The sequence below is a fragment of the Stenotrophomonas sp. 63632_Sma genome (assembly GCF_056482875.1).
In genome coordinates this window covers 511,367-531,237 of the sequence record NZ_CM151220.1, presented here as the reverse complement: position 1 = coordinate 531,237, position 19,871 = coordinate 511,367, and the positions used below count along the sequence as shown (strand labels likewise).

Sequence of the window (19,871 nt, the reverse complement as noted above, 5' to 3'; positions counted from 1 at the left end):
TGCACAAACGACTTAATCCCCTCCGTCCCCTCTACTTTCAGGCGGCGTCGGGCTGGTTTTCCGGGCGGGCGCGGTCGAAGGCGTCCAGCGCCTGGCAGGCGGCTTCGATGCGGCGCAGGGTCGGGTACGGCGTCAGGTCCAGGCCGAAGCGGTGGGCGTTGTACAGCTGCGGCAGCAGGCAGAGGTCGGCCAGGCCGGGGCGGTCGCCGTGGCAGAAGGTGCCGGTGTCGCGACTGCTGGCCAGCATCGCTTCCATGGCATCGAAGCCTTCGGCGATCCAGTGCAGGGTCCACTGCGTGCGGGCATCGGCTGGCAGCTGCAGGCTGCGCTCCAGGTACTGCATCACCCGCAGGTTGTTGATCGGATGGATATCGCAGGCCACCAGCTGGGCCAGCGCACGCACCCGCGCGCGGCCGGCGGCGTCGGCCGGCAGCAGCGGCACCTGCGGGAAGCGCTCGTCCAGATACTCGACGATCGCCAACGACTGGGTCAGCGTGTGCCCGTCATGCAGCAGGGTGGGCACCAGCTGCTGCGGATTCAGCGCGCGATAGGCGTCGAGGTGCTGCTCGCCGCCCTCGCGCACCAGGTGCACCGGCCGTGCGTCCCAGGCCAGGCCCTTCAGCTCCAGGCCGATGCGCACGCGGTAGGCGGCGCTGGATCGCCAGTAGGTGTACAGCACGATGCCGTCGTCGACCGGGATCTCCATCGCCGCCTCCCTGCTCAGGGCCTGGTCGCCTGTTCGATGCGCTGCTCGATCGCACCGAAGATGCTGTTGCCGGCGGCATCGAGCATCTCGATGCGGACCACGTCGCCGAACGACATGAACGGCGTACTCGGCTTGCCGTCGCGCAGGGTCTCCACCACGCGCTGCTCGGCGAAGCACGAGGCGCCCTTGCTGGTGTCCTCGTTGGCGATGGTGCCCGAGCCAACGATGGTACCGGCGCTGAGCGGACGGGTCTTGGCCGCATGCGCAACCAACTGGGCGAAGTTGAACTGCATGTCCACGCCCGCTTCCGGCGCACCGAACCACTGGCCGTTGATGTGGGTCAGCAGCGGCAGGTGCACCTTGCTGTCCTGCCACGCGGCGCCCAGCTCGTCGGGGGTGACGAACACCGGCGACAGCGCCGAGCGCGGCTTGGACTGCAGGAAGCCGAAGCCCTTGGCCAGCTCGCCCGGAATCAGGTTGCGCAGCGAGACATCGTTGACCAGGCCGACCAGCTGGATATGGCCTGCGGCCTGTTCCGGGGTGGCGGCCATCGGCACGTCGTCGGTGATCACCACGATCTCTGCTTCCAGGTCGATGCCGTAGTCCTCGCTGACCACCTTCACCGCGTCGCGCGGACCGTAGAAACCGGCGCTGGTCGCCTGGTACATCAGCGGGTCGGTGTAGAAGCTCTCCGGCACCTCGGCGCCACGGGCGCGGCGCACGCGCTCGACATGTGGCAGGTAGGCGCTGCCATCGACGAACTCATAGGCACGCGGCATCGGCGCGGCCAGCGCCTGCGGGTCCAGGTCGAACACGCCATCGGCGTCGCCCGCGTTGAGCGATTCGTACAGGGCGTTCAGGCGCGGCGCGATGTGGCTCCAGTCCTCCAGGGCCTGCTGCAGGGTGGCGGCAATGCCGGTGGCGCGCACGCCGTGGCGCAGGTCACGCGAGACGACGATCAGGGTGCCGTCGCGGCCGCCTTCCTTCAAAGAACCAAGCTTCATGGGTGGGTGTCCGGAGTCGTGGGCAAACAAGTTTCAAGTGTAATCAAATCTGCGGCGGCGCCAAGCTGCAGCGCCGCATCGGCCCACCCTACCGTAGTGGGGGGTTCGGCAGGGTTGCACCCTGCACCTGCTTCAAGCCAGGGCAACGTCAACAGCAACAGCCGGCTCTGGGTTGTCTGTGAGCTGGGCGGGACGGTGTGGGTGGGCAGGACACGCCGTAAACCCGTCCTTGAAGTGACCCCCGGGAGTTGGACACCAGATCCAACCCCGAGGGATACATGAACAAATACGACGCGCGTTTCAAACTGCAGGTCGCCAAAGAGGCCTGCAAGACCTCCACATCGGTCAAAGCCATTGCCCGTCGCCACGGCCTGGAGTTCTCCACGGTCAGGCGCTGGGTGGCGACCTATCGGCTGCATGGTAGGCGGGGATTTCATCGCCAGGCCCGGTCCTATGACCTCCCGTTCAAACTGGCTGTCCTGGAGAAGATGAGCCAGGACGGCTTGTCCGGGCGGGAGGCCACCACCTACTTTCAAATTGGCGATGCCGGCGGTGGGGCGATGGCGGCGCCTGTATGCTCAAGGCGGTGCCCAAGCGTTGGCACCCCCTCCGCCGCCGCCCCGAAAGCCGATGAAAAAGACCCGTTCGTCCAAGCCACCTGAGGATATGAGCCGCGATGAGCTGCTCAAGGAAGTCGCCTATCTGCGTGCGGAGACCGACTACCTAAAAAAACTCGATGCCTTGATCCGGGAAGAGCAGGCGGCGCAGGACGCAAAGCGCAAGCCGTCCAAGGATTGAGGCAGGTTCATACGCTGTCGCTTCTGCTCGAAGCAGCTGAGCTGTCACGCAGTACGTTCTATTACCAGAACCATGTCCTGGCCCATCCGGATCAGGATGAGGCAGCCCTGTGCGAGCGCATCCGTGCAATCTACGATCAAAGCCAAGGGCGCTATGGCTATCGCACGGTGACGCTGGAATTAGCCAATCAGGGTCATCGGACCAATCACAAGCGGGTTCAGCGCCTGATGGGGGAGATGGGACTGAAATCGCGGGTGCGTGTGAAGCGCTACCAGGCCTTCAAGGGGGCGGCCAATGTTGTGGTTGGCAATGACCTCAATCGCCAGTTCCATGCCGAGCGGCCCAACCAGAAGTGGGTGACTGACGTGACCGAGTTCAAGGTGCAGGGCATGAAGCTGTACCTGTCGCCGATCATGGACCTCTACAACGGCGAAATCGTGGCTTATCAGATCAAGCGTCGGCCCGTATTTGATCTGGTGGGTCAAATGCTGGAGGAGGCCATCAAGAAGCTTTCCCCGGATGAGCGCCCGATGATCCACTCCGACCAGGGCTGGCAGTACCAGCATGAAAACTACCGGCATATGCTGGAAAAGCACTCGTTGAAGCAAAGCATGTCCCGGCGCGGCAACTGCCTGGACAATGCGGCGATGGAGAGCTTCTTTGGAACGCTGAAGTCGGAGTTCTTCTACCTGAACAGCTTTGACAGCCTCGAGAGTCTGGAGGCTGGGCTGGTGGAATACATCCAGTACTACAACGAAGAGCGCATCAAACTGAAACTGAAAGGTCTGAGCCCGATAAAGTACCGGGAGCAGGCCCAATCGGCCGCCTGACCCCGTCCAAGTCTCGGGGGTCACTTCACCATGGGGGCTCGATGGCGCCATCCATGGCGCCAACGGTCCTGCCCACCCACACCGCCCCACCCCCGACAGGTTCCCAATGACTGATCGAACATCCACATCATTCATCGTCGAGATCCGTCAGACACCGAAATTGATCGAATGAGATTCGACAGATCGCGGAAAACTGTCGAAGGCGGGGTGGGTCCGGTGACAGGGGCGTGAGCCGCATGGATGCGGCGACCGAGCTTACATGGACGTACTTGCAGCGTCCCCTGCCACCGGACCCACCCCGCCTACCCACAGGAACCCTGCCTTTGACGTTGCTTCAGCCTCTGCGGGTGCAGGGCGCAGCCCTGCAGAGAGCCCGCCCTACCTGAACAGGCCTTTTTGCGTGAAGTCTCAAACATCGTTTAGACTTACAGGGTCTGCAGCGGCCGTCCGTTTCCCTCCGGGACCGCCGGCGACCAGGGTCCGCCCTCTTCGCCCGCCCCCACTCCGACGCCGTTCGTCACGCATTCCAGCCTGCGCTTCGTGCCGGCTGCACCCAATTCTCGCAGCGCGGTTCACGGGAACGCTCCGAGTCAGCCGATCAGTTTGATCTGCCCCCGTCTGTCCGATCGGACAGGCGTTTCTTGTACTTGGAGCAATCTCAATGTCTTTTGAATCGCTGGGCCTGGCGCCCTTCCTGCTGCGTGCGCTTGCCGAGCAGGGCTACGAAAACCCGACCCCGATCCAGCAGCAGGCGATCCCGCTGGCGCTGGCGGGTCGCGACCTGCTGGCCGGCGCACAGACCGGTACCGGCAAGACCGCTGCCTTTGGCCTGCCGCTGCTGCAGCACCTGGGCACCGCCTCGCAGGAAGTGCGCAGCGGCCCGCGCAAGCCGCGCGCGCTGATCCTGGCCCCGACCCGCGAGCTGGCCACCCAGGTGCATGACAGCCTGCGCGGTTATAGCAAGTACCTGCGCATCCCCAGCGCCTGCATCTACGGCGGCGTCGGCATGGGCAACCAGCTGGACATCCTGCGCCGTGGCGTGGACCTGCTGGTGGCCTGCCCGGGCCGCCTGATCGACCACCTCGAGCGTCGCAGCATCGACCTGTCCGGCATTGAACTGCTGGTGCTGGACGAAGCCGACCGCATGCTCGACATGGGCTTCCTGCCGTCGATCAAGCGCATCCTGGCCAAGCTGCCGAAGCAGAACCGCCAGACCCTGCTGTTCTCGGCCACTTTCGAGGACAACATCCGCCAGCTGGCGCTGGAGTTCATGCGCAACCCGGAACAGATCCAGGTGACGCCGAAGAACACCGTGGCCGAAACCATCACCCACCGCGTGCACCCGGTCGATGCCGGTCGCAAGCGTGACCTGCTGCTGCACCTGCTGGCGCAGGACAGCCGCGAGCAGACCCTGGTGTTCGCCCGCACCAAGCACGGCAGCGACAAGCTGGCCACGTTCCTGGAAAAGTCGGGCATCAAGACCGCGGCGATCCATGGCAACAAGAGCCAGGGCCAGCGCCTGCGTGCGCTGGGCGACTTCAAGGCCGGCCGCGTGACCGTGCTGGTGGCCACCGACATCGCCGCGCGCGGCATCGACATCAACGAGCTGCCGAAGGTGATCAACTTCGACCTGCCGATGGTGGCCGAAGATTACGTGCACCGCATCGGCCGCACCGGCCGCAACGGCGCGACCGGCCAGGCGATCTCGCTGGTGGCGCAGGATGAAGTGAAGCTGCTGCGCGCGATCGTGCGCCTGCTGGGCCGCGACATGGACATCCGCGATGTGCCGGGCTTCGAGCTGCAGACGCCGATCCGCTGGGGCAACAGTGCGCCGGGCAAAGCCGAGCACGATACCGGCGAGCGCGCACCGCGCAAGAGCCACGCGCGCCGTCCGCACGGCGATGCGCCGCGCCATGCGCATGCGGGCCCGAAGAAGGCCGGTGGTGGCCGTCGCGAGGGCGGTGGCAATGGCCAGCAGCGTGCAGGTGCCGGTCAGGGCCAGCGTCGTGGCGGTGGCGGCAATGGTGGCGGCCGTGGCCGCGGCCAGGGTGGCAACGGCGGCGGTCGCGCCGGCTGATCCCAGCTGACATGGAGGGTGCTTCCCGCTGCGCGGGGGCTATCGAGGGACGGCGCTGACGCGCCGTCCTTTTTTGTTGCGGGCTACCGGGTGATAAAGCACGCGGTGGCAGTACCGAGGGCGAATGGGCATGGGGGCAGCGCAGAACACGCTGTAAATACGTCCATGTAAGCTCGATGGCGCCATCCATGGCGCCAACGGTTCTGCGCTGCCCCCATGCCCATCCGCTTCAAGCATTGCCTGCGCCTTCTTGTCCCGCCGGGTAGCCGGGAGAAGAAAGATCAAATTCAAATTCAAATTCAAATTCAAATTCAAATTCAAAGGCAAAAGCCGAAGTCGCAATTCCTGGCTTTGCTTTTGCTTTTGCTTTTGCTTTTGTATTTGCCCTTGCTCCCGCCTTGGGGTCTGATGCGTCCGCGCCCGCAGGAAACTGTCATGGGAGGCAGGGGGCCTCAGCCAGGACCGTTGGCGCCAAGGATGGCGCCATCGAGCCCCCATGGATGGGTTTACGGCGTGTCCTGGCTGAGGCCCCCTGCCTCCCAAACCCAGCAACAACTCGGCGCCAAACGCCTCAACCCCGCGCTTTACTCGGATTCACCAGATTCCCGAAGAAGACCGCGTTGATCAGCAGTCGATCCGTCCCGTGCCAGTACTTGCGATGCGCCGGATCATCGGCGAACAGCACCACGTTGCCCTGCCCTTGCGCCGACACCAGCAGCCACGCGCTGCCTGCCACCCGCGCGCGGTTGCGCTCGGACAGATAACCATTCACCCGCGGCGGCGTGTCGATGCGCACCACCGTCGAGAACGGGTTCGTGCTCGGCTGCAGCGTTACCGTGTTCTCCTTGTTGATCGCCAGCTGCCGGCGCGGCACACCGAACGCCAGCGGATGACTGGTATCAACATCGGCACTGAGGATGTTGCCGCTGACCCGCTCGATCGCGGCGATGTCGCGCTGATCGCCGAACGCGCGACGGCTTTCGTCAGCTGCATCTTCTTCCTTGCCGAGCTTCTCGCCGTCGGCCAGCTTCTGTTCGATCGCCCACTTCGAGGCACTGCCGTACGTCACCAGCGAGCCACCGGCCTGTACCCAGCGCTTCAGTGCAGCCACCGCCGTGGCATCGACGCCGGTATAGGTGCCGCCGGACAACACGATGGTGGTGTAGCGGTCCAGCGGCACTTTGCCCAGCTGTTGCGGATCCAGCTTGCTGGCCGGCAACCGCAGCTGCTGGTCCAACAGGAACCACGCCGATCCGATTTCGGTGGCGGCCACGCCCTCGCCCATCACGAGTGCCACCGCAGGCTTGCGCAGCGCTTTGACGCCGTCACTGCCGAGGTCGATGCCTTCGCGGCTGCGGCCACTGGACAGCGCGTGCACCTGCACACCTGCCTCGCGTGCGGCGGATGTAACTGCCTCAAGCAACGCCGTGCCCTGCAGTGGTTGCCCGGCTACCGGAATCACCAGGCTGCCGGCGGCGAAGCTGGCCTCGCCCTGCGCCGTCGCGGTGGTGAACGGCTGGAATGCCGCGCGTGCATTCACGCCCTTGCCCTGCAGCGCGGCCAGCGCGCGCCCGGCATTGTAGTCGCGCCAGTCGATCGCGTAGGCGAATCCTGCCTGGCCGCCCAGCACGGTGCCCTGCTCCGCCGGCAGCGCCGCCACGCGTGCGCCGCCGTCGATGCGGCTGCGGCTACCGGCGAAGGCCACGCCGTAGGCCGGTGCAATCGCGTAGCTGGTGCTGCCGTAGAACACATCGCCCTTGATCGGCGGCGTCTCGGCAAAGATCGAATGCACCAGGCGGAACTGCGCCTGCTGCACCGGCACCGCGTAGGCGCTGCCGGCATCGAAGCGCTGGCCATCGACACTGACGTCACGATCCAGCGCGCGCACCTCGATGCGATGCAGCAGCAACAGTTCCAGCAGGCGCCGGGTCAGTGCCGGATCATGCGCATCGCCGAACACGAAGCTCTTCACCGGCTGCTGTGCGGCCTGCTTCAACGCGCTCCGGAAGAACTGCTTCTGCAGGTCGAACAGGCCGCTGCGCTCGGCTACCGCGCCGCGCACCGTGCCCAGCCCGGTAGCCACCTGGTTGCGGATGGTGAACGGGAACGTCAGCAGACCATTCATCGACTCCTGCACGCGGCCCCGCGAGCTGGCCTGCTCGACGGTAACGCCGACGGCACCGTGGAAATCAGGATAGGTCGAGCCGTACACCGGCGAGAAGTTGTCGAAGTTCTCGCCGGTGTAGTACAGCGAGCCCAGCGCATCCAGCGCCTGCGCGTGGTACTTGGCCAGGGTCTTGTTGAATTCATACGACGCCGCTGGAATCAGCGGGCTGTGCATGCTCTTCGGCGACGGTTCGAAGTAGTAGGTGCTGTCCTTTCCCATCTCGTGGAAATCGATCTGCACGTTCGGGTACCACTGGTGGAACACCTCCACCTTCGGCCGCGAGTCCTGCTGGGTCAGGGCCAGCCAGTCGCGGTTGAGATCGGTGAAGTAGTGGTTGGTGCGGCCCTGCGGGAACGGCTCGACGTGTTCCTTGTCGGCCGGGTCGGCCGAAGCCGGATCGGAGGCCCAGGCGTTGTGCCAGTTGGCGGCACGATCACGGCCATCCGGATTCTGTGCCGGGTCGAACAGCACCACCGCCTGCTGCAGCCACTGCTGGGTTTCGGCACTGCGGTTGGCCACCAGGTAGTACGCCGTCAGCATCGCCGCTTCGGCACTGGAGGTCTCGTTGCCATGCACGCTGTAGCCCAGCCACACCACCACCGGGCTGTCACCGGCGGCGCTGCGCGGCTGCGCCGGATCGGCCAGGGTCGCGTGCTGCTGGCGGATCTGTTCCAGCCGCGCGTGGTTGCCTGCAGCAGTGACGGTGGCGATCAGCAGCGGGCGACCTTCATAGCTGCGGCCGATCTCGCGCACGCTGATCTTGTCCGAGCGTTTCGCAAGTTCCTGGAAGTACGCCACCAGCTGATCGTGCCGGGTGTAACGGCTGCCGATCGGGTAGCCGAGGAACTGCTCCGGCGTGGGCACCGCTGCATCGAACGCCGCTGCGTCGGTGACCTGCGGGAAGAAGTACGCGCTCTGTGCCTGCGCCGGCTGCGGCGAGGACAGTGCGGTGGCGGCGGCAAGCAGCAACGGAAGAACGGCACGACGATGCAAGGACACGATGACTCCCCTGGAACACAACGGCAGACAGTCGCGCGGCCGGTCCCTTCAGGTGACCGGTCGCGGCGGATGGATCAGAAGCGGTAATCGAAGCCCAGCGTGAAGTAGCGGCCACGCAGGTCGTACTGGCTGAAGTCGTACGGCGCGCGGATGCCCGGGAACGAGGCGTCGTACGGCGGCGTCTTGTCGGCCAGGTTCTGCACCTTGGCGTACACGGTCAGCTTGTCGATGCCGGTGTAGGCCAGGTACAGGTCGTACTGGCTGTAGCTGCCGACACGCTGCTGCACGGCCTTGGCGGCGGTACTGGCTTCCTGGCGGTAGCTGCTGGTGTAGTACCAGGTCACGGCTGCGTTGAAGTCGCCGTACTTCCAGTCCAGCGTGGTGGTGGCCTTGTCCTTGGGCAGGGTTGCGCCCAGGTTGCTGCCGGCGTAGTCCACCAGTGGGCCGCCGACCACGGTCGGGCGACGGTAGTCGCGCACGTGGGTGTAGGCCGAGGACACGGTGAAGTCGCCCTGCGCAGCGGTCGGGATGCGCTGGCGCAGCTCGACGTCGATGCCCGAGGTCTTCAGCTCGCTCAGGTTCTGGTAGCGGTTGTAGACCGCCTGCAGCTTGCCGCGCTCATCGCGCTGCACCGCACCGGCCACGTTGTCGTTGACCAGGGTCTGGGTGTTGTTGGTGCCGACCAGGTTGTCCAGCTGGATGCGGTAGTAGTCCACGCTCAGGTTGGTGTTGGCCCACGGCGACAGCACCACGCCGAAGTTCACGCTCTTGGTGCGCTCGGGCTTCAGTTCGTTGTTGCCGACGGTGAAGAAGGTGGGGTTCTGACGCGAGCCCGGCACGTCCGGGTCACGCGGATCGACCACGCTGCCGTAGGCGATGCTGGTGCTGTTGGAGTTCTCCGACAGCGACGGCGCACGGAAGCCCTTCGAGGCGGAGGCACGCACCAGCAGGAAGTCGAGCGGCTGCCAGCGCAGGCCGATCTTCGGCGAGAACGCATCGCCGAAATCATCGTAGTGATCGGCGCGCGCGGCAGCGGACAGCTCCAGCGTCGATGCCAGCGGCACGTTCACTTCGGCGTAGGCCGCACTAACCTGGCGCTTGCCGTGCACTTCGGCGATGGCCGGGCGCACCTGCAGGCCTGCGTCGATCTGCCACGGGTTGTTGGAATCGAGCTTCTCGCGGCGCCACTCGGCACCGGCGGCGAAGCCGATCTCGCCGGCCCAGGTATGGCCGAGGCTGCCGGAAATCTTCGCATCGATGCCCTGCAGCTTGGACTCGGCCGGACGCAGCGTGGCGATGTTGATCGAGTCGCGCACCGACTGCGGCGTGGCGGCCGGGTTCAGCAGGTTGTAGCTGCCGGTGGCCAGCGCATCGGCCAGCGCCCAGCGGTTGGCGAAGCCACCGGAGACGCTCTCGCGCTCGCTGCTGCGCGCGCCGAACGCTGCGACTTCCCAGTCCCACTTCGCGGTGGTGCCACGCAGGCCGAACACGCCGCGGTAAGCGGTGGAGCGGTTGGTCTTGAGGGTGCCGCCCAGGTCGAAGAAGGTGTACTCGATCGGGATCGCACGGCCGTACGGGTTGTACGGATTGTTGGCCGGCAGCAGCGACGACACTGGCTCGGCCAGGCCACTGTCCGCGTTCAGTGCGAAGCGGCCGCTCTCCAGAGTGAAGAACGGGCTGCTGCCAAACCACGCGGTGCTCTTGATCTGGCTGTACAGCACTTCGCCGAAGGCTTCGACGTTGTCGTTCAGGCGGAAGGTGCCGTTGGCATAGGCCTGGTAGCGCTTGGTCGAGGGAATCAGCGTGGTGAACGGCGCCTGGTTGAAGCCGCAGGTATCACCGGCCAAGCCGTCGATCGGCGCGCTGGCAACGCGGGTGGTACCGGTCGGGCAGTTACCGTTGGCATCGAGCATCGGCACCGACACGCCGTTGACCAGATAGCGCGCACCCTTGGCCGACCAGCCGTTCCAGCGGCCGCCGGGCTTGTCGGTGTAGATGCCGCTCTTTGTCAGGTTGCGTTCGTCCTGATCCAGGCGTTCGCGGTTGTAGCCCTGCAGGCTGAAGAGGATGTTGTAGCCGTCGGTATCGAGATCACCGAGGCCGCCGACGAACTTCAGGTTCTGCTCGTGCAGGCCGCCCTGGTCGGCGCCGCCGAAGCTGCCGCCGATCTCGGCGCCTTCGAAGTTCTGCCGGGTGATGATGTTGACCACACCGGCCACGGCGTCGGAGCCGTAGACCGCCGAGGCGCCATCCTTGAGCACTTCGATGCGTTCGACCGCGACCAGCGGAAGCGCGTTGAGATCAACAAAGGTGTCGGACAGGCCACCGGCCGGGAAGCCGTAGTTGGCCAGGCGACGGCCATTGAGCAGCACCAGCGTGTTCTTCTGCGACAGGCCACGCAGGCCGATGCCGGCCGAGCCGGAGGCCCAGCCGTTGTTGGTGGTTTCGTTGCTGGCGTTGCCGGTGTTCGCCGAGATCGAACGCAGCACATCGGCCACGGTGGCCTTGCCGGTCTGTTCCAGCTGCTGGCGGCCGATCACCTGCACCGGGTTGGAGGCCTCGGTATCGGTGCGCTTGATGTTGGAACCGGTGACGCGCACGGCAGCCAGGGTGCTGGCTTCGCCACTGGCGTCGGCGAAGGTTTCGGCGGCGGCGGACAAAGGCGCGGCCAGAGCGACGGCCAGGGCCGCCACGAGCAGGGTGTGCTTGGGCATGACGATGTGGGGGAGGTGGAAAGGGCGACGAAGTTCCGCAGTAGTCCATGCCCGGCCGGGGTCCGGCCAATAACATCTCTTCATACGGATATAAGTGAAACTATCATCTCTTCATCCGGATGAAAAGACTTAATTCACAAAAGCCCAACATCCGCTCAGGCTGGCCGGCCACCTGCGGCGTACAATCGCGCCATGGAAATCTTCAAAGTCTTCATGCTCGAGGCGGCGCACCGCCTCCCCAACGTGCCGCCGGGGCACAAGTGCGCGCGCCTGCACGGCCACTCGTTCCGGGTGGAACTGAAGGTCGAGGGCGAGCCGGGTGCGCAGACCGGCTGGATCATGGATTTCGGCGACGTCAAGGCGGCCTTCCAGCCGATCTATGACCGCCTGGACCATCACTACCTCAATGACATCCCCGGCCTGGAGAATCCGACCAGCGAGAACCTGGCGGTGTGGATCTGGAACGAACTCAAGCCGAGCCTGCCGGCGCTGAGCGAGATCACCGTGCACGAAACCTGCACGTCGGGGTGCCGTTACCGCGGCCCCACTGCCTGATCAACCCATTGATCTGAAAGGTGTTTCAAAGGCGCCTTGGGCGCCTTTGTTATTTTTGTTGCATTGCCGCATCAACGGCGTATGCTGCACTGCATCAAGCCACTCCCTGATGCCCCCATGGCCACCGCCTTCAGCGATCGCTTCAGTGATGCCACCCGCCAGCTCGCCGCCGCGGCAACGCGTGCGAACCGGCTGGCGTTGGAGAACGCGGAAAGCATGTTCGGGGTGCAGCTGAAGGCGATGGAGCGCAACCTGACCGCGACCGGCGGCTGGCTCGGCGAGCTGGCCCGCAGTGACGACGCGGCCGGGGTGCTCAACAAGGGCGCACAGCTGTGGCAGGACAACCTGCAGCGGCTGGGCCAGGCCCAGCAGGACGTAGTCGGTCTCAGCCTGCAGGCCAGCAAGGCCTGGTCCGAACTGGTGCAGGGCTACAACGAATCAACGGCGGACGCGAACAACCACTGACGCGACGCAACGCTCATTGCGTGGGTCCCTCCCCCCGCGCAATCCGGACCCGGCAGATCCCTCCCTCTGCCGGGTCTTTTTTTGCCTGGCGTTCGGATTCCAAAGCGCTTCCTCGTCTGGACTCTCTGCGAGCTGAGGGGCCCCGCCGGGGCGGGCAGGGGCCTGGGCAAATGTCCCCCGGCGCCGGCCGTTGGCCGTCACCTCCTCCTTTACTTTGCCCAGACCCCTGCCCGCCCCGACGAGGCTCGGCTTACGGCAGGTAAAGCGCAGCGCTCGTGGCGCCTTTCAACTAGGCGCCGGAGGACATTCGTACGCAAGGGCATCCGCCCCGCGCCACGATGATTCAATCCGCCGCACGCGATGCAGAAACCGCTCAGCGCCCGCGACCACCGTGCCAATGCTGGTGCCACGCCTGGAACATCAGCACGTTCCACAGGTGCGTGTGCCACTTGCGCTCGCCACGCAGGAACGCCTCCCAGATACCGCGCACGCGCGCAACATCGAAACACCCCTGGTTGCGCAACAGCTGCGGGTCCAGCAGCGCCTCCGCCCAATCGCGCAGCGGGCCCGCCAACCAACGCGCCATCGGCGGGCCAAAACCGCGCTTGGGGCGGTACACCAGCGGTTCCGGCAGGTAGCGCGCCAGCAGGTGCTTGAGGATCCGCTTGTGCTCACCATCGTGGTACTTCAGGTGCTGCGGCAGGCGCCAGGCCAGACGCACCACCTCCATGTCCAGCAGCGGCGCACGCGTCTCCACGCCCGCCGCCATGCCCGCACGATCGACCTTGGCGAGGATGCCCTCGGCCAGATCCATGCGGAAATCCAACAGCTGGATGCGCGCCTCGGCCGGCAGCGCGGTGTCCTGCTGCTGGAAGATCGTCATCGGCTCACGTGCGCCCAGCACCACCTGCGCCGGCTGCCGCCAGCGGGTGACACGTTGCAGGTAATGCCCTTCCACATCGTTGGCGGCAACCTCGGCCACCAGCGCACGCCAACCGCCCAGGCGGCCACGCTCGACGTTCATGCGGTTGCCACTGCGCCGCGCCAAGTCACGCACCCAGTCCGGCAAGCCACCACAGAGGCGTGCATTGCGCAGCGCCCGGCCATAGCTGGGATGACCGAAGAACAGTTCATCGCCACCGTCGCCGGTCAGCGCCACCGGCTTGCGCGCGCCCAGCAGTTCGCTGGCCAACAGGGTCGGCAGCTGCGAGGCGTCGGCGAACGGTTCGCACCAGACCTGCGGCAGGCGCTGCAGCAGGTCCAGGCCCTGGCGCGCATCCATCCGGTGCAGATGGTGCTGCACACCCAGGTGGCGAGCGACCTGCGAGGCCCAATCGCTTTCGTCGTGGCCGGGATCGTCGAAGCCGACCGTCCAGGCCTCGATCGGCAGCGTCGACTGCGCCTGCATCATCGCGGTCACCAGCGACGAGTCGGTGCCGCCAGACAGGAACGCACCGCAGGCCAGCGGCGAATGCATGCGTGCCGCGATCGCCTTCTGCAACACCACTTCCAGCTGGTCGGTGGCCTGTTCCAGGCTCGGCGCCGGCTGCAGGGGTTCCTGCAGCGCACTCTGCATCGCATCGCGTGCGCACCAGTAGCGCGCGCCCCCTTCCGCCGCCTGGCTGGAACCGCCGGCAGCGTGGTCATCCAGATCGACGCGCAGCACCGCGCCGGCCACCAGCTTGTGGATGCCCCGGTAGATGGTGTGCGGCGCCGGCACATAGTCGTGGCGCAGCAGCAGGCTCAGCGCATCCTGGTCGATGCTCGGGGCGAAACCGGCGAAGGCCTGCAGCGCCTTCATTTCCGAAGCGAACAGGAACTGGCCCTGGAACCAGCCGTAATACAGCGGCCGCTCGCCCACCGGATCACGCGCCAGCCACAACGCTCGCGACTCACGGTCCCAGACGCTGAAACCGAACGCGCCTTCGATACGCGACAGCGCCCGCTCTACGCCCCATTCAACGATCGCCTGCAGCAGCAGCCGGGCGTCGCTGCAGCTGCGTGGCAGCTCGCGCAGCTGCGCCTGCAGGTCGGCGCGGTTGTACAGGCGGCCGTCCAAGCACAACACGTAGCGGCCGCAATCCGAGCTCAGCGGCTGCAGCGGGGTATCGGTCGGCGCCCGGCAATGGCCCAGCGCGAGGCCGGCCTCGGCGTCGGTCCAGTAACCGATGCGGCCCCGGCCACGCTGCTGCAGGGCGCGCAGCATCGGTGCCAGCTGCTGCAGCAGATGTTCGTCCTCGGCGGGCGGCAACCAGGCCCCGACCACGCCGCTCATCGGGCACCTCCGCAGCGGCAGCGGCGGGACGGGTTCAGCAGGCAGGGGGCGGCGAGCGACATGGGAACGGCACGCGGAGCGGAGGAGACTCCATGCTCGGCGCCCCACCTGCCCCGCGTCAGTCGCTTTGCTGTCAGCGATGGTCACCAGACGTATCACGAAGGTAACGTTTTGTAACGGCAACAAGCTATGCTGGACGCCAAGTTGTTGCCAGGCCTGAGGCCCGGCCCGAGCGCCAGCAACCCCGGCTGAATGGCGCCCGCCCCCGGGACCCGGGCGGCCCGCAGGCTGGGATAGCATCGCCGCGCTCGTGCCGTGGCGGTACGTACGCCCCACGGAGGCCTTGAAAATGCTGGATATCGTACTGGTTGAAGACGATGCCCGCCTGGGTACGATGGTCAGCGACTATCTGCAGCGGCATGGCTATCAGGTGGCCCATGAGCGCAGTGGTGAGCGCGCGGTGGCCCGGATCCTGGCCGAGAAGCCGGCCCTGGTCCTGCTCGATGTCGGCCTGCCCGACCAGGATGGTTTCGAAGTGTGTCGGCAGATCCGGCCCCACTATGACGGCATCATCTGTGTGCTGACCGCCCGCACCGACAACATCGACCAGGTGCTGGGACTGGAGCTGGGGGCCGACGATTACATCGGTAAACCCATCGAACCGCGGGTGCTGCTCGCCCGCCTGCGTGCCCACCTGCGCCGCCATCGCCGGGTCGAACCGCGCGACGGCAGCCTGCGCTTCGGCGAGCTGAACATCGACCCGTCCACCCGCAACGTGCACCTGCAGGGCGGCCTGCTGGAGCTGACCACGGCCGAGTTCGACCTGCTGTTCCTGCTGGCCAGCAACGCCGGCCAGATCCTGGACCGCGATGCGCTGCTGCGCGGCCTGCGTGGCATCGCCTTTGACGGCCTGGACCGTTCGATCGATGCGCGCATCTCGCGCCTGCGCCGCAAGCTGGGCGACAACCCTGAACAACCGGAGCGGATCAAGACCGTCCGTGGACGCGGCTACCTGTTCAGCCGCTCGGCATGGGGATGAAGCGCACGCACTCGGCGATGCGCGGCCACGCCTTCCACTTCCTGCGCTACGGCATCGGCTTCCTGGTCGCCCACCTGCTGCTGATCGTGCTGGGCCTGTGGGCCTGGGATGCGCTGCTGGAAGACCGCACCGAAGCCAGCCTGCTGGCCGAGATGCGTGGCACCCATGCGCTGCTGCAGCAACGCTTCGCGGAAACACCACGTGACCAGTGGCCGGCGCTGGCACGAGGGCTCGACGCCGACTTCGCCTATGCCCTGCGGATGGTGCCGCTGGCCGAGGCGGAGAAGGCGCTGTCGGCCAGCCAGCGACCGCCGTTCAACAACGGCCGTGTGCAGATCGACCTGGAACACATGCGCAGCCTGCAGCGGATCGGCGACAGCGACTATGCCGTGATGCTGGGGCCACTGGATGAAGCGTTGCCTGAGGAAGGCTGGCAGGACAGCGAAGTGTCCGGCGTGGCGATCCTGCTGCTGATCCTGATGGTGGCCGTGGCGCTGCCGATGTATGTAATGGTCTACCGCCTGTGGCGCGATGTGTCGCAGCTGGCACAGGCGGCGCGGCAGATGCGCGACGGCCAGCTGGATACGCGTGCGCCGCGTGCCGGCACCGCGCTGGTGCGGCCGCTGGCCAATGCCTTCAACCACATGGCCGAGCAGCTGCAGCAGCTGCTGGAGAGCCAGCGCGTGCTGGCGCAGGCGGTCGCGCATGAAGTGCGCACGCCGTTGGCGCGGATGCGCTTCGGCCTGGCCGACCTGGAGGACACCGCACTCGACGAGATCCAGCGCGATGCGCTGGGTGGCCTGCGCACCGACGTCGATCGCCTGCAGCACCTCACCGATGCCGGCGTCGAGTACGCCGCGCTGGGCCGCTGCCATCAGCTGACCCGCCAGCGCCTGCAGCTGGCGGCACTGGTCCGTGGCGTGGTGGCCCAGTTCGCACCGCTGCCGCTGCCGGTACAGCAGGTGCTGTCGCCGGCAGGCCTGGTCAACGTCAACCGGCATATGCTGGAACTGGCGCTGCGCAACCTGCTCGGCAATGCCCTGCGTTACGCACGGCGGCAGATCCGTATCGCCAGCACGGTCAACGACGGCTGGCTGTGCCTGCAGGTGGAGGACGACGGCCCCGGTATCGCGCCCGAACTGCGCGGCCAGGTACTGCAACCCTATGTGCGGCTGGATCCGGGCAGCCCCGGTTTCGGCCTCGGCCTGGCGCTGGTGCAGGTGGTGGCCGACAAGCATGGCGGCCACGTTGAAGTGACCGATTCGGAGCTGGGCGGTGCCTGCATCCGCCTGCACCTGCCGCTGGAAAGCGGCGGTGCCGTGGAGAGCGAGGCGGCCTGCTAGGCCGCCGGCTCCGCGCGCGGCAACGCGAACACGAACAGCGCGCCACGCTCACTGTCACGCAGTTCGATGCGGCGGCCATGCAGCTGCACGATCCGCTGCACGATCAGCAGGCCAAGCCCACCGTTCTCGCCACGCCGTGCGCCCAGCGCGGCCGGCGCCTGGAACAACTGCGCACGCAGCGCCGCTGCCACGCCGGGACCATCATCGGCCACGCTCACCTCGATGCTGTCCGCGGTCGCACGCAGGCACACTTCGATCCGGCCACCTTCCGGTGCGTGCCGCAATGCATTGTCGAGCAGGTTGGTCAGCACGCGCTCGACCAGGCCCAGGTCGGCACGCACCAGCGGCAGGCCGGGCGGGAACGCGGCGTGCAGGCGCTGGTTGCGTGCCTGCGCCGCCAGCTCGAATTTCTGCAGTACGTCCTGCAGCAGTTCCGGCAGCGCGAACACTTCCCACTCCAGGCGCACTTCGCCATGCTCCAGCCGCGCCAGCTCGAACAGCGCGCGCGCCAGCCGACCAACCTTGGCGCTCTGCGCCAGCGCGATACCGAGGTAACGGCGGCGCTCGTCCGGGGACAGCGTGGCGTCCTTCAGCGCCAGCGTTTCCAGGTAGCCGTGCAGCGACGACAACGGCGTGCGCAGGTCATGCGAGATGTTGGCCACCAGTTCGCGCCGCTGCAGGTCCTGCTGGCGCAGCTGCTGCCATTGCTCCCCCAGGCGCTGCGCCATCTGCGCATGTGCGTGTTCCAGGATCACCAGTTCATCGCGCTCACCGGGCCGCAGTGGCTCCGGCGGCGGCAGTGGGGTCGGCGCGTCGATGTCGAACGCCTGGATGCGTCGGGTCAGGCGCCGCAGCGGACGCGTCACCCAGTAGAACGCCACCAGCCCGGCAAACAGGCCGAGGCCCCCCACCAGCACGACTGACCACAGCGTGGTGTTCCATTGGCTGCCCGCGGCAAGATCGTCGGCGAGCATCTGCCGGTGCTCGCCGACCAGCACCACGTATACATAGCCGGCCGGCCGGCCCTGCACGATCAATGGTGCGGCGCTGAACACCTTGCGGCCATCGGCGCTGCGCGGGTCATCACCGAGGATCGGCAGCGGCGCACCGGCCAGCAGGCGACGCAACGGTGCCACGTCCACCTTGTTGCGCACCAGATGCCCACTGGGTGCATCGTGGCCGAGGATGCGACCCTGGTCGTCCAGCAGGTAGACCTCGACGCTGGGATTGACCGCCATCAGCTGGCCGAACAGCGCACGCACCGCCGCATCGCGCATGCCGCTGGTGTCCATCAGTTCGCTGCGCTGGGCGATGTGTTCGGCCAGGCCCAGCGACAGCCGCTGCACCACTTCCTGCTCATGGCGGGTGTTGGCGCGCATCTGCAGTGCCAGCAACGCCATGCAGCACATCAGCATCAGCGCGGCGATCACCGCCGCCAGCTTCTGCCATAGATTGGGCTTGATCATGCCGCCGCCCCGGCCGGGTCGACCAGCTTGTAGCCGCGGCCCCACACCGTCAGCAGCCGCCGCGGGTTGGCCGGGTCCGGCTCGATCTTGCTGCGCAGGCGGTTGATATGGGTATTGACCGTATGCTCGTAACCATCGTGCTGATAGCCCCAGACCTGGTTGAGCAGCTCCATGCGCGCGAACACCTGGTCCGGATGACGGGCGAAGAACAGCAGCAGATCAAATTCGCGCGGCGTCAGCTCCAACGTATTGCCATCCACCGACGCGGTGCGCGCGACCGGATCCAGCTGCAGCCCGCCCAGCTCGATCGCGCCGGCATCGATGCGCGCGCTCTGCGCCATCGCCTCGGCGCGGCGCAGCAGCGCGCGCACCCGTGCCACCAGTTCCGGCATCGAAAAAGGTTTTGCCAGGTAATCGTCCGCGCCGAGTTCCAGGCCGACGATCCGCTGCGTTTCGCTGCCGCGCGCGCTGATGATGATGATCGGTACATAGCGCGCCATCGCGCGTGCACGCTGGCACACCTGCAGCCCATCCACGCCGGGCAGCATCACGTCCAGCACCAGTGCATCCCACGGGCCGTCCTGCTCGAGCAGGCGCAGGCCGGCATCGCCGCTGGCGGCATGGGCGACGTCGTAACCCTCATCGCCCAGATGCATGCGCAGCAGGTCGGCGATGTGGGCATCGTCTTCAACGATCAGCACGCGTTTGGTGGACATTGGCAGCTCGGGGCCAGTGGGGAAGCTGGCTGCATTGTGGCGCGGGACGGCCGCCGATACCTCACGAAAAATTGAATCCTGCGTGAGGATTCGTTGACCCGGGCGGGCGCAGCATGGCCCCGTCGCCCCTTCCCGGAGTCCGCCATGTCCCTCTCCCGCCGCCATCTGCTGGGCCTGGGCGGTGTTGCCACCGCCGCCGGCCTGCTCGGCCTGGGGGCCTGCAGCCGCGCCGCCCCGGCGGCCGCTGAAGCACGCCCGCCGCGACAGTTCGAGGTCATGCACAGCGATGCGCAGTGGCGCCAGCAGCTGACCCCGGCGCAGTACGCGGTGCTGCGCCAGCAGGCCACCGAGCGCCCGTACAGCAGCCCGCTCAACAAGGAACATCGGCAGGGCACTTTCGCCTGCGCCGGCTGTGCGCTGCCGCTGTTCTCCTCCTCCACCAAGTTCGAGAGCGGCACCGGCTGGCCCAGCTTCTGGGCACCGCTGCACAACGCCATCGGCGAAGACCGCGACGTCACCTTCGGGATGCTGCGGGTGGAGGTGCATTGCCGCCGCTGCGGCGGCCATCTCGGCCATGTGTTCAACGATGGGCCACGCCCGACCGGGCTGCGCTACTGCATGAACGGTGCGGCGATGGTGTTCGTTCCCGGTGCCACTGATGGCACTGCCGACGGCTGGCGGGTGCCGGTCGGTTCTTCCCCTGCTTCCGGAGCCTGA

At 66.7% G+C, this 19,871-nt stretch carries 13 protein-coding genes and 1 pseudogene; 7 read left to right on the top strand and 7 right to left on the bottom strand.

What is annotated here, in order from left to right; translation table 11 throughout:
- Positions 1 to 37: 37 nt before the first annotated feature.
- Entirely contained in the window at positions 38 to 706 is a 669-nt protein-coding gene (gene maiA, locus ACZK45_RS02425; RefSeq protein WP_478445397.1) for a maleylacetoacetate isomerase, read from the bottom strand.
- Positions 707 to 720: 14 nt separating this feature from the next.
- Positions 721 to 1,710, bottom strand: a complete 990-nt coding sequence (locus ACZK45_RS02420; RefSeq protein ID WP_032127967.1) for a fumarylacetoacetate hydrolase family protein — start codon at positions 1,708 to 1,710, stop codon at positions 721 to 723.
- A 278-nt stretch (positions 1,711 to 1,988) separates the two neighbouring features.
- On the opposite strand from ACZK45_RS02420, the pseudogene ACZK45_RS02415 reads away from it, so the two are divergent.
- Together ACZK45_RS02415 and ACZK45_RS02410 are read left to right on the top strand one after the other, a co-directional pair.
- Positions 1,989 to 3,338: pseudogene (locus ACZK45_RS02415) on the top strand (IS3-like element ISStma2 family transposase).
- 661 nt (positions 3,339 to 3,999) lie between these two features.
- The gene (locus ACZK45_RS02410; RefSeq protein WP_049461652.1) at positions 4,000 to 5,415 is read left to right on the top strand and encodes a DEAD/DEAH box helicase; all 1,416 of its coding nucleotides are present in this window, start codon (positions 4,000 to 4,002) and stop codon (positions 5,413 to 5,415) included.
- A gap of 571 nt (positions 5,416 to 5,986) precedes the next feature.
- Here the strand turns inward: ACZK45_RS02410 and ACZK45_RS02405 are convergent.
- Positions 5,987 to 8,581: a M14 family zinc carboxypeptidase gene (locus ACZK45_RS02405; RefSeq protein WP_478445396.1), complete on the bottom strand. Its 2,595-nt coding sequence runs from the start codon at positions 8,579 to 8,581 to the stop codon at positions 5,987 to 5,989.
- Positions 8,582 to 8,655: 74 nt separating this feature from the next.
- The gene (locus ACZK45_RS02400; protein WP_478445395.1) at positions 8,656 to 11,295 is read right to left on the bottom strand and encodes a TonB-dependent receptor plug domain-containing protein; all 2,640 of its coding nucleotides are present in this window, start codon (positions 11,293 to 11,295) and stop codon (positions 8,656 to 8,658) included.
- 192 nt (positions 11,296 to 11,487) lie between these two features.
- On the opposite strand from ACZK45_RS02400, the gene queD reads away from it, so the two are divergent.
- Entirely contained in the window at positions 11,488 to 11,850 is a 363-nt protein-coding gene (gene queD, locus ACZK45_RS02395) for a 6-carboxytetrahydropterin synthase QueD (RefSeq protein WP_005407953.1), read from the top strand.
- A 117-nt stretch (positions 11,851 to 11,967) separates the two neighbouring features.
- Positions 11,968 to 12,315: a phasin family protein gene (locus ACZK45_RS02390; protein ID WP_253143393.1), complete on the top strand. Its 348-nt coding sequence runs from the start codon at positions 11,968 to 11,970 to the stop codon at positions 12,313 to 12,315.
- Positions 12,316 to 12,688: 373 nt separating this feature from the next.
- On the opposite strand, the gene asnB is transcribed toward ACZK45_RS02390, so the two are convergent.
- Positions 12,689 to 14,590 (bottom strand): asparagine synthase (glutamine-hydrolyzing), encoded by a 1,902-nt coding sequence (gene asnB, locus ACZK45_RS02385; RefSeq protein ID WP_121504809.1) that lies wholly within the window; start codon positions 14,588 to 14,590, stop codon positions 12,689 to 12,691.
- Positions 14,591 to 14,939: 349 nt separating this feature from the next.
- On the opposite strand from asnB, the gene ACZK45_RS02380 reads away from it, so the two are divergent.
- Positions 14,940 to 15,629 carry a winged helix-turn-helix domain-containing protein gene (locus ACZK45_RS02380; protein WP_010484092.1) on the top strand — a complete coding sequence of 230 codons (690 nt, stop codon included), beginning with the start codon at positions 14,940 to 14,942 and terminating at the stop codon, positions 15,627 to 15,629.
- The gene (locus ACZK45_RS02375) at positions 15,626 to 16,972 is read left to right on the top strand and encodes an ATP-binding protein (RefSeq protein ID WP_253143392.1); all 1,347 of its coding nucleotides are present in this window, start codon (positions 15,626 to 15,628) and stop codon (positions 16,970 to 16,972) included. The genes ACZK45_RS02380 and ACZK45_RS02375 overlap by 4 nt, the downstream gene beginning before the upstream one ends.
- On the opposite strand, the gene ACZK45_RS02370 is transcribed toward ACZK45_RS02375, so the two are convergent.
- A complete protein-coding gene (locus ACZK45_RS02370; RefSeq protein ID WP_180837565.1) occupies positions 16,969 to 18,438 on the bottom strand; it encodes a sensor histidine kinase in 1,470 nt (489 codons plus the stop codon). The genes ACZK45_RS02375 and ACZK45_RS02370 overlap by 4 nt on opposite strands.
- On the bottom strand, positions 18,435 to 19,154 hold the full coding sequence (locus ACZK45_RS02365; protein WP_014645826.1) for a response regulator transcription factor: 720 nt from the start codon (positions 19,152 to 19,154) through the stop codon (positions 18,435 to 18,437). Before ACZK45_RS02365 ends, ACZK45_RS02370 begins: the two co-directional genes overlap by 4 nt.
- Before the next feature lie 144 nt (positions 19,155 to 19,298).
- On the opposite strand from ACZK45_RS02365, the gene msrB reads away from it, so the two are divergent.
- A complete protein-coding gene (gene msrB, locus ACZK45_RS02360; protein ID WP_049398356.1) occupies positions 19,299 to 19,871 on the top strand; it encodes a peptide-methionine (R)-S-oxide reductase MsrB in 573 nt (190 codons plus the stop codon).

Coding starts and splice junctions, on each gene's coding strand:
- maiA (WP_478445397.1), bottom strand. CDS start 706: ATGGAGATCCCGGTCGACGACGGCATCGTGCTGTACACCTACTGGCGA.
- ACZK45_RS02420 (WP_032127967.1), bottom strand. CDS start 1,710: ATGAAGCTTGGTTCTTTGAAGGAAGGCGGCCGCGACGGCACCCTGATC.
- ACZK45_RS02410 (WP_049461652.1), top strand. CDS start 4,000: ATGTCTTTTGAATCGCTGGGCCTGGCGCCCTTCCTGCTGCGTGCGCTT.
- ACZK45_RS02400 (WP_478445395.1), bottom strand. CDS start 11,295: ATGCCCAAGCACACCCTGCTCGTGGCGGCCCTGGCCGTCGCTCTGGCC.
- queD (WP_005407953.1), top strand. CDS start 11,488: ATGGAAATCTTCAAAGTCTTCATGCTCGAGGCGGCGCACCGCCTCCCC.
- ACZK45_RS02390 (WP_253143393.1), top strand. CDS start 11,968: ATGGCCACCGCCTTCAGCGATCGCTTCAGTGATGCCACCCGCCAGCTC.
- asnB (WP_121504809.1), bottom strand. CDS start 14,590: ATGAGCGGCGTGGTCGGGGCCTGGTTGCCGCCCGCCGAGGACGAACAT.
- ACZK45_RS02380 (WP_010484092.1), top strand. CDS start 14,940: ATGCTGGATATCGTACTGGTTGAAGACGATGCCCGCCTGGGTACGATG.
- ACZK45_RS02375 (WP_253143392.1), top strand. CDS start 15,626: ATGAAGCGCACGCACTCGGCGATGCGCGGCCACGCCTTCCACTTCCTG.
- ACZK45_RS02370 (WP_180837565.1), bottom strand. CDS start 18,438: ATGATCAAGCCCAATCTATGGCAGAAGCTGGCGGCGGTGATCGCCGCG.
- ACZK45_RS02365 (WP_014645826.1), bottom strand. CDS start 19,154: ATGTCCACCAAACGCGTGCTGATCGTTGAAGACGATGCCCACATCGCC.
- msrB (WP_049398356.1), top strand. CDS start 19,299: ATGTCCCTCTCCCGCCGCCATCTGCTGGGCCTGGGCGGTGTTGCCACC.